Below are 12,773 nucleotides of genomic sequence, written 5' to 3'. Positions count from 1 at the left end.
ATCCTGCGGTTTGCCGTTCGACTCCCCGGTTACTTGGAAACCGCCGCTTCAAATACCTTCTTGTCGATCGCCTGATCGAGCTCCGCGGGCTTCTTGATCAGCCCGTACTTCAGCGCGATGTCCGCCGTGCGCTTCACCGAGGCGTCGTCGAACCTGCCGACGTCCTCGGGTTTGAAGCCTTCGGGGCGCACCAGCTTCGCCATCTCCATGAGCATCGTCGTCTGGTGCCCCTTCGTCGTGCTGCCGGCCGACACGCTCTTCATGACCGTATCCACCGTCTCCTCCTGGTGGTCAATCGCATAGTTCCAGCCCTTCAGGATCGCACGCACCGTTTTCACCGTGAGGTCCCGGTTCGCCTCCAGCCAGTCTTTTTTGGCAATCAGCGTATCCTCCAGCATCGCTACTCCGGCTTCTTCGAGGGAGAAGACGTTCAGATCCGCCTCCTTCACCCCGCTCTCGAGCACGACATAGTACTCGTTATAGATCGTCGCCGTAGCCACATCAAGCTGGTCGCTGAAGAACTGGTCCATGGTGAAGCCCTGCTTCACGAGCGAGATATCCTTCTTCGGATCGAGTCCGTATTTCTCCATGAACGCGAGGACCTGGAACTGCTGGCTCCCCATCCATGTGCCGACCTTCTTCCCTTTCATCTTCTCAGGCGTATCGATACCCTTCTCCTTCTTGGCGATGAGCCGGTAGGAGCTCTTCTGCGACACCTGGGCCAGTGAGACGAGCGGCAGGCCGTTGTCCCGGTTGACGAAGAGGGAGTCAAGTGAAGTGACGCCGATGTGCGCCGCCCCGTTCACCACCTGCTGCTCGATGATCACGTCCGGCCCGCCGGGCACAATCTCCGCATCAATGCCTTCCTCTGCAAAATATCCCTTTTCCTTCGCCGCATAAATTCCCCCGAACTGGGCTTGAGGCACCCACTTCAGCTGGATTTTGACCTTCTGCAGCGATTTGGTTCCGCTCCCTCCGGCAACCGGTTGGTCGCTGCTCGAGACATCCGCCGGAGCCGTAGCGCCTCCTCCACAGGCGCTAAGAAGCAGCATGACGGCGGCCAATACGATGGAACAAAACCTCATCCCTTTGCGGCTGCTCATCTGGATCGTGTCCCCTTCCGAAATCATTGCTCTCTCTCGTTCTTGCTTCTGATGGACTCCCGATGGTGGTAAAGCTGCTCGGTCAGGATTTCCGCCTCTGCGATACGTGCCACGGGATCGCGAGCCGTTCCGCTCCTTCGATCAGAGCGTAGAGCACGATGCCGAGCACGGCGGCGATGGTGATGCAGGCCCAGGCCAGCGGCATGCTGCCAAGCCGGATCTGGTCGGAGAGCAGGTACCCGAGCCCCCGGGAAGCTACGAAAAATTCGCCGACGATCGCCCCGATAATGCCCGTCGACATGCCGATCTTGAGAGCCGAGAATATGTCGGGCAGCGCATGGGGAAGCCGGAGCTTGCGCAGCGTCTGCCAGCGGTCCGCCGCCGCCGAGGCCATCAGCTCCAGGCAGCTGGGTTCGATGGCCGTCAGCCCCTTGTACGCGCTCACGGCCATCGTCGCCGTTGTGAGTACCGCCACCACTGCGATCCGCGAGAGGATGCCGTCGCCGAACCAGGAGCTGGCGATCGGCGACAGCGCCACGATCGGCACGGCGCTGACGGCCGCCAGCACCGAGATGCCCGCCTGCCCGGCCCGGGGCAGAAACGAGGCGCCGACCGCGGCGGCGAGCCCGAGCGCCGAGCCGAGCAGGCAGCCGCCTGCGATCTCGGCTCCGGTGTACAGGGAGTAGAGCCAGAGCACGTCGGCGTTATCGCGGATCGAAGCGCCGATGTCGGACGGCATCGGCAGCTGGTACGGCTCGAGGCCAAACAGCCGGTGCAGCCCACCGAGCTGCCACAGGAGCAGGAACAGGAGGCCGGCGGCAGCGGGATACAGCCGGCTCTGCCAGGAGGCGGCGCTCCTGGCTCTGCGCCCTCTCTCCGTTCGTGTGAACTCCGCCGGAGGCTCTCCGCGGTCTCCCGGCTCCCGGACCGCTTGGGCCAGCAGCTCTTTTTCCGCTGTGAATGCGGCTTCTTTCACGAGCCTCCCCTCCTTGCCCGAAATTCCGGCTGCCAGGGCGCCACCCGCCGCTCGATCCAGGAGACGATCCCGTACGCCCCGAGCCCGATGCCCATCGACACGATCACCGTCGACCAGAACGTATAGACCTGGGCGCTGCCGTAGTAGAGAGACGACACCATAAGGACGCCGATCCCGTCCGGCGCTCCCATCAGCTCCACCACGACCGAGGCCGTAATCGCCAGCGGAGCGGCGATCTTCAGCCCCGTGAAAAGGCCGGGCAGCGCCGCAGGGAGGATCAGCTTGCGGTAGGTCACCCGCCGGCCGGCCGCCAGGGACCGCATCAGCTCGAGCTGTCCCGGCTGCACGCTTTTGAGCCCCCGGAGCGCATGAACCGTCACGGGAAAAAACGTCACATAAGCGGCCATCAGCACCCGTGCCGTTTCTGCCTGGTGCAGAATGCCGTAGACGATGGGCGCCAGCCCGATGATCGGAACCATCTGTGAGGCGACGGCGTAGGGGGCGAAGATGCGCTCGGCCGTCCGGGACAAGCTCATCCCTATGGCGAGCAGGTACCCGATCAGGGCTCCGGCGGCAAAGCCGAGCGCCGCATTGCCGAAGGTCACGGCGCCCTGCCCGGCTAGCTCCGAACCGCCCGCAGCTATCGCAGCCAGCACGAGATGCGGGTACGGCAGCTTCGAGGCGGCGGACGTTCCGGCCGGCCCGGAGGACTGGTGCAGCAGCCAGGCGCACGCCTCCCACAGGAGCAGGAGGCCGCCGGCCCAGCAGAGAATCCAGCGGGTGTCCCGCCGGTTAGACCGCTCGTTCATGACGGGGCTCACCTTCCTCCCGGAAACAGGCCCGGACCCGGCTGACGAGCTCATGGAATGGCGGCTCATCCCGCTGTCCCGGCACGCGCCGGGGGCCGAGGCCTACGTCGAAGATGGAATGCATCCGGCCCGGATGGGCGGACAGGACCATAATGCGGTCGGAGAGAAACACGGCTTCGGGAATCGAATGGGTCACGAAGACAATGGTCTTGCCTGTGGCTTGTTTGATGGAGAGGAGTTCGATGTGCAGCTTTTCCTTGGTGAATTCGTCGAGGGCGGAGAAGGGTTCATCCATGAACAGGATCGGGGGATCCAGCGAGAGGGCTCTGGCGATGGCCACCCGCTGCTGCATCCCGCCGCTGAGCTGCCAGGGGTAATGGCCCGCGAAGCTATGGAGGCCGACCAGATCGAGAAGAGCGTCACAGGTGTCGTCGCGTTCGGCCCGGCTGGCGCCCAGCAGCTCGAGCGGGAGCTCGATATTCCTGCGCACCGTGCGCCAATCGAACAAAGTGGGGTGCTGGAACACGATGCCGAATTCGCGGCGCAGGCGGGCGGTGCGGGGATCTCCGCCGCTGACACGGATCTCTCCCGCTGTGGGCTGGAGCAGGTCGGCCATCAGCCGGAGCAGGGTGGATTTGCCGCAGCCGGAAGGGCCGAGCAGGGATATCAGTTCACCGGGATAAATGTCGAAGCTTATTCCGCTTAGGGCCGGCATATCTTGAAAACGGTGAAACACTTCACGGACAGAGATACACGGGGTTTCCTGGTTCGGCGGTCGGTCCATGCGACCCCTCCTTACGCAGTGGTTGCGAACTGAAGAGCGGTGGATACAAATCGGGGTATGTGAACGGGCAAGTTACTTTTATGTCCTTTGTATGTCATATTATATAACCTCTTTCTGCCTTTATCACTATACAGACTGTGGGGAATCTGGGCTTAACGCTTTGACATACTGTCCAAAGATATCGTAAATATCTCACCGGTACAGCTGTCTCCCTCCCCGTTATCGCCTTCATCATGCACCTTACGTCCCATTTACCAAATATTTTCCCAAGCATTCTGTCCCCCTGTGAACATTCTATGTGTCAATCTTCGCAAAACAATGTAAAATAATAGGGACAGTCCCTACGGAGTCCCTACTCCGAAAGCGGACGCGGCCGGTCTTCATCAAACCCGGTCCAGGCGCCGATGTATATAGTAAGAACTATTTGAATCGTTCATAACAAGGGAGTTTTCTCATGAGTATAGATATCATTTCCGAATCCAAACAACGCTGCATCGAATGGGGGATGAAGCCGAATCAAATTCCCGTGCCAGTCTCCACCCTCTCCCCCTTGGAGCTTAAACGAAGCCAGGATAAATACCATGCGATCATTTCGGTGGTCGATTATTTCGTACAGAAACTGATCAAGATGCTCGACGGCACGCCGATCATGCTTCTGATCGCCAACCACGAAGGCTTCGTCCTCTCCCTCTTCGGAGACGAGAACATCCGCCAGATGATGAACAAGCTTGGCATCGTTGAAGGCATACAGTTCAGCGAGAAGGAAATGGGCACGAACGTAGTTCATATGGCTATGCTGCACAATAAGAGCATCCAGCTCGTCGGTCCCCAGCATTTCCATGAGGTGCTGTGGCAGACCGCGTGCTACTGCGTTCCTTTTCATTTCAAAAAAATCAACAACCTGTCCGGCACGATCGCTATCATGACGGCAACGCAGTATCACAGCCCCTTCATTCTGCCTCTGCTCACCAGCATGGTCGATTCCATGGAACGGGAGCTGCTGCTGCGGCAGGCCAGCCGGGATCAGACCATCATCAACGACCTGATGATCCATACCATGAATAACGGGGTCATTATCACCGATGACAAGGGCAACATCCAGGAGTTCAACTCGTTTGCCGAGAAGATTACGAACCGGGACCGTGAGAGCGTCATCGGTAATCCAATCTTCTCCTTCGAGCAGTTCGGCAACTATATCTATAACGTGCTGAAAAACAAGCAGCGCTTCCAGGACATCGAGCTGACCTTCACGAACTCGCTCGACCACCGGACGATCTGTCTGTTCGATGCCATGCCGATCTTCGGCGACCGCGGCAACCTCATCGGCTCATACGCCCAGTTCCGCGACATCACCGAGCGGTATGAGCTCGAGAAGCAGATCATCACCTCCGAGAAGTTCTCAGCGATCGGCAAGCTCGCTGCAGGCCTCGCCCACGAGATCCGCAATCCGCTGACCTCCGTCATGGGCTTCATCTACCTGCTGCGCGAGCGGGCCAAGACGGAATCGGAGAGCGGGTATCTCGATCTGATCTACTCCGAGCTTGAAACGATGAAGCAGCTCGTCTCGGACTTCGTCATGATGGCCAAGCCCGGCACGCCGGACCGCAAGGACATCGTAATCGAAGATCTGCTCAGGGACACCGTTCGTTTTATGGAAAGTCAGGCCAAGCTCAGCTCATCGACCATCACCGACTACATCCTGACGGAAGAAACCCTGATGCGCATTGACCCTATCCAGATCAAGCAGGTGCTCATTAACCTGATTCAGAATGCGCTCGAGGCGATGCCCGAGGGAGGGGAGGTCAAGATCGAATCACGCTTGGCCAAACCAAATAGTTACCATATTACCATTTCGGATGAAGGAATGGGGATGACCGATGACGAAATGAGAGAGGTGATGAACCCCTTCTTCACGACGAAAGAAGCGGGGCTGGGCCTGGGGTTATCTACCTGTTACCGGATTATCGAGAATCATAAAGGCAAGCTGTCGTTCACGTCCCAAAAAGGGAGAGGCACGAAATTTACCATCGATCTTCCAAGATAGAAGATCAGGAAATTCATCCCACAGAGGAGGTTTTCTATGGAAACTGTTGCATCATCGCTCGTTCGCCATCTTCACCGCTGGGGAATTCGGCACACCTTCGGCGTGCCCGGCAAAGCGATCGTTCCGCTCATCCTTGAACTTGGCAACCAGAACGTGGAGTTCGTGCTCAGCCGCCACGAAGGCGGCGCCGGGTTCTCAGCCGCAGGGTATGCCCTCATGAACGGCAGCCTTGGCGTGGCCATCGGCACCTCCGGACCTGGAGGCACCAATATGCTGACCGCGGCCGGACAGGCCAAAGCGTACCACCTGCCCGTCCTCTTCATCACCGGGCATGCGTCAAGCAAGGACAGCGGCCGGCCGCTCGGGCAGGACTCCACCTTCTTCGCGGCCGATCTGGCCCGCATGTTCGAGTCTGTGACGCTGTTCAGCGCCAGAGTCGAGCGGAGCGAGCAGTTCCCCGTGTACCTGCAGCATGCCCTAGAGCGTGCGCTTACCGGCGTGCGCGGCCCCGTCCATCTTTCCATCCCGCAGGATGTGCTGACCGAGCCGGTTCTCCCATTCGAGCTCGAGCTGCCCGCTGCCCACCCTCCCCTGCGTTCTCCGCGTCTGAAGGAAGCCGTAGAGATGCTGGAGCAGGCCCGCAGGCCCGCTCTTCTGCTGGGCAAGGGCGTACATATCTCCGGGGCTTACGAGGCGGCGGAAGCCTTCGCCGAACGGTGGCAGATCCCCGTTATGACCACACCCGGCGGCAAGGGCGCCTTTCGTTCACGGCACCCCCTGCATATCGGTCCATACGGCCTAGGCGGCTGCCCTGAGGCTTCCATGTACCTCAAGAGCGGCATCGACCTGTTCGTCGCCATCGGCACGAAGCTCAGTGACATGTCCCTGCCTGCCATCACGGAAGACATGGTTCCGCAGGCTGTGCTTCATTTTGACATCGACGGAACCTTCGTCGGCAAGAGCTTCCCTGCCCCCACCCTGTTCATTCAAGGAGATGCCAAGGCGAACCTGGAAGCGCTGCTGGAGCTTGCCGCTGACCGAGCACCACAGGCCGGCGAAAGTTATACCGAGGTCGCTGCCGCGCTGCAGACGCCTGTCCTTTCGGAGAATGAGGTTATGAAAGCGAAATCATTGGTAATTCCGGACGAAACCGGGGCGCTCATCACCGCCGTACAAGTGATGGAGGTCCTGGGCCGCAGCCTCCCTCCGGATGTCATTGTGTTCGGAGATGACGGGAGCCACAGCTATCATGCGATCCGAAGTCTCGACATTCATACCCCCGGCTCCTTCCGCTTCGATGATGTCTTCGCGGCGATGGGCCATGCGATCGGCTTCTCCATCGGAGCCAAGATCGCCTCGCCCGAGCGGACGGTGATCTGCCTGACCGGTGACGGCTGCATGTTCATGCACGGGACCGAGATCTCGACGGCCGTGAACAATGGGGCGGACGTGATCTTCGTCGTTCTGAACAACGGCCGCCTGGATATGGTCAATAAAGGCATGCGGCATGCGACGGGACGAAGTGACGGGACGGTGTACGAGACGCCGCTGCAGGCCGCTCTGCTCGCCGAGGCCCTGGGGGCCTTGGCCTTCACCGCTTCCACCCCTCCCGAGCTCGAGGAGGCACTGGAGAAGGCTCTGCAGGCGGGGAGAACCGCCGTCATTGAAGTTCTGGTCGATCCGGAGGAGATTCCTCCTACTTTAGCCCGAGGATAGGGGAGACAGCTATGAACAGCGAACAAATGGATAAAGGCAAAGAACAGCTTACTTTGATGGCCGGATCCATCGGCAATCAGATTGTGGGCCAATTGCAGCAGGATTTCCCCGAATTGGCGGAGTATGTCGTCGGATTCGGATTCGGTGAAATCTACGCCAGGGCAGGGCTCAGCCTGCAGCAGAAGGAAATGCTGACTATCTCCGCCCTGATCGCACTGGGAGACACAGCCAACCAGCTGCACTTTCACTTTCATGCGGCACTGCATGTGGGCTTGACCCCCAAAGAGCTCACCGAAATTCTGCTTCACTGCATTCCTCTAGTAGGCATCCCCAAAGTGATGAACGGCTTCCGCATCCTGGGTGCCGTCCTGGAGGAACGCGGGAATATGGCATCCCAGTAAGCAGAAGCCTTGGGAGGCAAAGCGGCCGCCGGTCTGCTGCCTCCCGACAGTCCCCTTGATCCACATCAAGAGCATTAGACATACAAAAGAAGGCCCGCCACCAAGGGAACGGACCTTCTTTTTTGTGCGATTCGATTGGCTTATCCGGTTGTCAGTCCAAGTTCAGTTCGATCTTACGCTCCTGGAATACGCCCATGACCACATTCAGAGCGCCGCAGGCCTTAGGGAAGCCGGCATAGCCCGCGCAGTGCATGACAATCTCCAGAATATCCTCCGGTTCCAGTCCCACGTTCAGCGCTGCATGGACATGGAAGCCCAGCTGATCGGTGGCTCCCTGGGTGATCAGAGAGGTCAGCGTGATGATCTCCCGCTGTCTCAGATCCAGCCGCTTGCGCGAGTAAAGATCCCCAAAACCGAAAGAAACCAGCATGTCTCCAAAATCGGGGAAGAACGTGCGGATGCCTTCGATGGTCCGCGTGCCTTCTTCTCCTACCATCTTCACCAGCGTATCCCGGCCCTGCCGGTAGCGTTCCTCGTTCGTTTGTTCCTTACCACTCATGGTCTTCCCTCACTCCTGTTCAACCGTTATCCCCGGGCCATCGTCGGCGGAATCTCCAGAGGATCCACCATAATCTCAATCACAGCGGTCCGCTTGGCCCCAAGGGCGGAGGCCATAGCCTCTCTCAGCTCTTCTGCGGTACGGCAGCGGTACGACAGGGCTCCCATCGATTCCCCGAAGAGAGCCGCGTTCAGCGGCGTTTCGTAGACGGTCCCGATCGCCCGGCCCAGATGCCGGGCCATTCCCTTATCCACCATATCCAGTCTTTCGTTGTTCAATACCACGAAGAGCACAGGGGCACCGTAGTTCACCGCCGTAGAGACTTCGGTCCCGTTCATGAACATACAGCCGTCTCCCGTGAGGCATACGACCACCCGCTCCGGCTCGGCCAGCTGGGCACCGATTGCATACCCGATTGCCCGGCCCATCGTTGCATAGACTTCCTCGAAGTGAAACGTCCCAGGCTCCAGAACCTCGAAGTGCTTCACGGCATAGAACGAATGGCTGCCGGCGTCCCCGAACATCTGGCTGCTTGCCGGCAGCGCTTCGCGAAGAAGCTTCATCACCTGTTCGCCGTTCAGCATTCCGCCTCCTGTATCAGCCGCAGCCGCGACCGCAGTCTCCAGTGCGCAGGCAACGGCTTCCCGGGCGGCCGCTTCCAGCTCACGCTGAGCGGCACGTCCCGAACCGAGCTCCACCAGCTTCCGCAGGTTAAGCGTCAGGTCGCCCAGTACGGGAAGCGTCGGTACCGGTAATGATTTGCCGATGAAGCGGGCATCATAATCGAACTGTACGACCTGCTTCGGGAAGAGGTCGGGCCCCATACCGGCCGTCTCCATATCGCTGAGCTGAGTGCCTACGGCTACCAGCACATCGATGCCCTGGGCCAACACGTCATGGGCAGCGTCTGTTCCCCCAAGGCCGAAGGGTCCGACCGAGAGCGGATGGGTCGAAGGGAAAGCCCCCTTGCCGCCAGGTGTCGTGATCACAGGGAGATTATACAGCTCGGCGAACGCCATAAGCTCCTTATAAGCCCCCTGGTTGTGCACACCGCCGCCCAGCAGCAGCAGCGGGCGCTCGGCGCTGTCCAATAAATCCGACACCTCCTGAAGATTGGAGGAGAGCACGGGCGGATAATGCGTAGGAAGAGCCAGCTGGAATTCCGGAATCTGTTCCATCAGCACATCGGAGGGGATAGACAAATGCACGGGACCCTTGGCGCCGGTGAAGGCCTGTTCAAGCGCATGCTGCAGATACGTCTTCAAGAGATCCCCCCGGTCCACACGGGCGCTGAATCGGGTGACAGGCTCAAACATCTTCACGAGGTCCGTGCCGAACATCGTGCTGTCCTGGCCGAGGACTTTGCCGATCTCGCGGATCGGCGGCTGCCCTGTCAGGAACAGGACCGGCAGATTCGACGCCAGGGCCTGTCCCGCAGCCGTCAGCATATTCACGCCCCCCGGCCCCGCGGTGCCGAGAGCTACGCCAAGGGATCTGCCGCCGTAAGCATATCCTGCGGCGGCGAGGCCGGCCCCGCCTTCATGCTTGCTAAGTACGAACGTCAATCCTTGACGGTCCATTTCGACCACCAGGGGAGTCACGGGCTTGCCGGGGATCCCAAACACGTGGGTTACGCCCCAAGCCGCGAGATGCTTCACTAACAATTGCGCCACGGTTTGCATAAGTTGTACTCCTTCTCTTTGGTGCCTTTATCCGTTGTTTTTCGCGAGGAGCTGCAGATGCTCGTATTTCGCCTCGAACTCATCTGCAGGAATGGGTTTGCTGTAATAATATCCCTGTACTTCATTGCATTGCTGCTTTCTCAGGAACTGAAGCTGCCCCGCATCCTCCACGCCCTCCGCGATCACTTCAAGCCCCATGCCGTGAGCCATCGCAATAATGGTACCCACTATATCGGAATCATGGGCATCGAACATAATATCGCGGACAAAGGACTGGTCGATCTTCAGCCGGTCGATCGAGAATTTCTTCAAATAATTGAGCGAGCTGTATCCCGTACCGAAATCATCGATACTGATTTGAACGCCGAGCGCATGCAGCTTCTCCAATGTCGGAATCGTGTGCTCCACGTCCATCGTCATCGTCTCGGTAATCTCCAGTTCCAGGTACTTCGCCTCCAGGCCGCTTTCCTCCAGGAAGTTCCTGACGATATCCACCAGTGAGTCCTTCGCAAACTGCTGCGAGGACAGGTTCACGGCAATCCGCAGGGGGGCAAGACCCATGTCCTGCCATCTCTTGTTCTGGTGGCAGGCAGTGCGCAGCACCCATTGGTCGAGCGGGATGATCAGCCCCGTTTCTTCCGCCAGCGGAATGAATTCATAAGGCGAAACGATGCCGCGCTCCGGATGCTGCCAGCGGACCAGCGCCTCCACCCCGTTGACCCTGCCGGTCCGGATATCGATTTGGGGCTGATAATAGAGAACAAATTCGTTGTTCTCGAGCGCCCGGCGCAGGGAAGTCTCCATCCGGATTTTCTCGTGGGATCTCGTCTGCATGTCCGCCGAATAAAGCAGGGACTGATTCTTGCCCCGCTCCTTGGCCTTGTACATGGCCGTATCGGCATGAATCATCAGCATCTCGATATCGAGACCGTCATCCGGGTACATGGCAATGCCGATGCTGGCCGTGATGTGGAACTCGTACCCGTTCATGTTGAACGGCTGATGGAAGAGCTTCAGAATATCTTCCACGCGCCGGGTCACTTCCTCAACCGAGAGGATCCCCGGAAGCATAAACATGAATTCGTCTCCGCCCATCCGTGCGATGATATCCCCGGGTGCCAGCAGCGATTTGAGGCGGTCGACGACGAGCTTCAAAAGCATATCGCCGTTGGTATGGCCCAGCGTGTCGTTCACGAGCTTGAAGCGGTCCAGATCAAGATAAATGACGGCAATCTGATACGGATGCAGCCCCATCTTCGCCTGCTCGATCATCGAATGCAGCTTCATTTTGTAATACCGGCGGTTCGGAATGTCTGTCAGGTCGTCATGATTGGCCAGGTAATTGTAGCGCTCTTCGGCTTCGTAGCGGTCGGTAATGTTGCGGAACTGGCCGAACGCCCCAATGATTCTCCGGAACTCGTCATAGATCGGGAACGCATCGAATAGACAGACGTTCTTATGCCGGCTGCCGTCCCGGCTGCCGAATTCGATCTGGATGTCCTCATACTGCTTGCCTTCCTCAATGACGGAGTGGATGAACCCTCCCATCGGATCGAGCAGCAGGACCGGCTTGTCCACCGTCTCCTCGATAGTCAGACCCGTAAGTTCCTGGGCAAATTGGTTGAAATCCGTTATGACACCCTCTTTGTCCGTGATAATGATCCCGTTGCGGGTATTTTGAAGCATGATCTGGTTCATGATGTTCAGCTTCCGGTTCTGTTTCCGCAGCAGCAGCTCTCTTTCAATGGAGTCGATCGTCGTCGTCAGCATCGTAATCATCAAGGGATTCTTAAATTCGATGGCCGTCATGATGGACACGGAGCCGAGAAGATTGTTATTGTCCGTGTACCGGAACGCCACCGCATAGCAAGCGCTCGTATGCAGATACTCATGGTAGTGGTCAGGCCCGATCAGCTCGATCGGATGGCCGCTGTGCATGAGAGACAGGGAGACTACGTTGGTGCCCATCGCTTCCTCGGTAAACTGTACCCCGGGACGGATTCCCAGCTCGTTGACCATGCTTCTGATGGTCTCATCACCCATCATGCGGAGAATGAAACCTTTCTCATCTGCGACGGAGAGCAGCAGGGGGGTCCCTTTCAGGGAATGCAGCACTTTGTTCCCGAAGAACTGGACTACCGACAGGATTTCATCATATTCCTTGCGCTTGGCTTCCAGCTCCTCCTCTGTCATCACGACGGCAGGAGCGGGGATCACTTTGGAATCCATGCCGGCCTCGGCGCAAAACCGCTTCGATGCGGTAATGTAATCTTTAGGTATGCCGCTCATCTTAAAGTCCTACCTTTGTTTGACGTGTATATCTGTTATTTCGCCAAGTCTTTGGGTATATTATAGACCAAATGGCCGTTTTTGTCGCATAATATCACATTTTTTTAATATTAAATTATGGAATTCGATCATTATCATCAAATTTCTTCCATAATAGGGTGATATCATCGAAAAAGTAGGAATATGGACCCTAAACCGGATGACCTGCCCATCCGTTCATTCCCTGGTTTTCGACATCGCGAAACGCGATACAGGAGGCTTTCCAGCTCCTGCCTTGCAAGCGCCATAAACACCAAATTGACACGGAACCCCCTTAAATTATTGGAACATTACGGATCTTTTTTGGTAGAATTATGTTAAAACGGCTGGGCCGTCCTAGAGAGGACGTTTAGCAGGAAAGGACGGTTTCG

10 protein-coding genes are annotated in these 12,773 nt (G+C 58.2%); 3 read left to right on the top strand and 7 right to left on the bottom strand.

Annotated features, from left to right (window positions below; translation table 11 throughout):
- Positions 1–29 precede the first annotated feature (29 nt).
- The 4 genes from ACP26L_RS13205 to ACP26L_RS13190 all read right to left on the bottom strand — a co-directional run bounded on the left by ACP26L_RS13205 (position 30) and on the right by ACP26L_RS13190 (position 3,672).
- Complete coding sequence (locus ACP26L_RS13205) at positions 30–1,103, bottom strand: ABC transporter substrate-binding protein (RefSeq protein ID WP_426453084.1); 1,074 nt, start codon at positions 1,101–1,103, stop codon at positions 30–32.
- Positions 1,104–1,185: 82 nt separating this feature from the next.
- Entirely contained in the window at positions 1,186–2,079 is an 894-nt protein-coding gene (locus ACP26L_RS13200) for an ABC transporter permease (RefSeq protein ID WP_426453083.1), read from the bottom strand.
- A complete protein-coding gene (locus ACP26L_RS13195) occupies positions 2,076–2,888 on the bottom strand; it encodes an ABC transporter permease (RefSeq protein ID WP_426453081.1) in 813 nt (270 codons plus the stop codon). Before ACP26L_RS13195 ends, ACP26L_RS13200 begins: the two co-directional genes overlap by 4 nt.
- A complete protein-coding gene (locus ACP26L_RS13190) occupies positions 2,872–3,672 on the bottom strand; it encodes an ABC transporter ATP-binding protein (protein WP_426453080.1) in 801 nt (266 codons plus the stop codon). The genes ACP26L_RS13195 and ACP26L_RS13190 overlap by 17 nt, the downstream gene beginning before the upstream one ends.
- A gap of 454 nt (positions 3,673–4,126) precedes the next feature.
- Between ACP26L_RS13190 and ACP26L_RS13185 the strand changes: the two genes are divergently transcribed.
- The 3 genes from ACP26L_RS13185 to ACP26L_RS13175 are packed head-to-tail and all read left to right on the top strand — an operon-like array spanning position 4,127 to position 7,833.
- Entirely contained in the window at positions 4,127–5,716 is a 1,590-nt protein-coding gene (locus tag ACP26L_RS13185; protein WP_426453078.1) for an ATP-binding protein, read from the top strand.
- 36 nt (positions 5,717–5,752) lie between these two features.
- Entirely contained in the window at positions 5,753–7,432 is a 1,680-nt protein-coding gene (locus ACP26L_RS13180) for a thiamine pyrophosphate-binding protein (protein WP_426453077.1), read from the top strand.
- An 11-nt stretch (positions 7,433–7,443) separates the two neighbouring features.
- Positions 7,444–7,833, top strand: coding sequence for a carboxymuconolactone decarboxylase family protein (locus tag ACP26L_RS13175; RefSeq protein ID WP_426453075.1), 390 nt, complete (start codon positions 7,444–7,446; stop codon positions 7,831–7,833).
- Between the two features lie 151 nt (positions 7,834–7,984).
- On the opposite strand, the gene ACP26L_RS13170 is transcribed toward ACP26L_RS13175, so the two are convergent.
- From ACP26L_RS13170 to ACP26L_RS13160, 3 genes are read right to left on the bottom strand one after another with little or no spacing between them, the layout of a single operon-like run.
- Positions 7,985–8,392 (bottom strand): carboxymuconolactone decarboxylase family protein, encoded by a 408-nt coding sequence (locus tag ACP26L_RS13170; RefSeq protein WP_426453074.1) that lies wholly within the window; start codon positions 8,390–8,392, stop codon positions 7,985–7,987.
- A gap of 26 nt (positions 8,393–8,418) precedes the next feature.
- Positions 8,419–10,074 carry a thiamine pyrophosphate-binding protein gene (locus ACP26L_RS13165; RefSeq protein WP_426453072.1) on the bottom strand — a complete coding sequence of 552 codons (1,656 nt, stop codon included), beginning with the start codon at positions 10,072–10,074 and terminating at the stop codon, positions 8,419–8,421.
- A 27-nt stretch (positions 10,075–10,101) separates the two neighbouring features.
- Positions 10,102–12,363 (bottom strand): putative bifunctional diguanylate cyclase/phosphodiesterase, encoded by a 2,262-nt coding sequence (locus ACP26L_RS13160; RefSeq protein ID WP_426453070.1) that lies wholly within the window; start codon positions 12,361–12,363, stop codon positions 10,102–10,104.
- Between the last annotated feature and the right edge of the window lie 410 nt (positions 12,364–12,773).

Source organism: Paenibacillus sp. S-38, assembly GCF_049942825.1.
GTDB lineage: Bacteria > Bacillota > Bacilli > Paenibacillales > NBRC-103111 > Paenibacillus_G.
This window is presented reverse-complemented; position numbering and strand designations above follow the sequence as displayed.

Excerpts from the sequence above, each read along its gene's own strand:
- ACP26L_RS13205 (WP_426453084.1), bottom strand. The coding sequence starts at position 1,103 with ATGAGCAGCCGCAAAGGGATGAGGTTTTGTTCCATCGTATTGGCCGCC.
- ACP26L_RS13195 (WP_426453081.1), bottom strand. The coding sequence starts at position 2,888 with ATGAACGAGCGGTCTAACCGGCGGGACACCCGCTGGATTCTCTGCTGG.
- ACP26L_RS13190 (WP_426453080.1), bottom strand. The coding sequence starts at position 3,672 with ATGGACCGACCGCCGAACCAGGAAACCCCGTGTATCTCTGTCCGTGAA.
- ACP26L_RS13185 (WP_426453078.1), top strand. The coding sequence starts at position 4,127 with ATGAGTATAGATATCATTTCCGAATCCAAACAACGCTGCATCGAATGG.
- ACP26L_RS13180 (WP_426453077.1), top strand. The coding sequence starts at position 5,753 with ATGGAAACTGTTGCATCATCGCTCGTTCGCCATCTTCACCGCTGGGGA.
- ACP26L_RS13175 (WP_426453075.1), top strand. The coding sequence starts at position 7,444 with ATGAACAGCGAACAAATGGATAAAGGCAAAGAACAGCTTACTTTGATG.
- ACP26L_RS13170 (WP_426453074.1), bottom strand. The coding sequence starts at position 8,392 with ATGAGTGGTAAGGAACAAACGAACGAGGAACGCTACCGGCAGGGCCGG.
- ACP26L_RS13165 (WP_426453072.1), bottom strand. The coding sequence starts at position 10,074 with ATGCAAACCGTGGCGCAATTGTTAGTGAAGCATCTCGCGGCTTGGGGC.
- ACP26L_RS13160 (WP_426453070.1), bottom strand. The coding sequence starts at position 12,363 with ATGAGCGGCATACCTAAAGATTACATTACCGCATCGAAGCGGTTTTGC.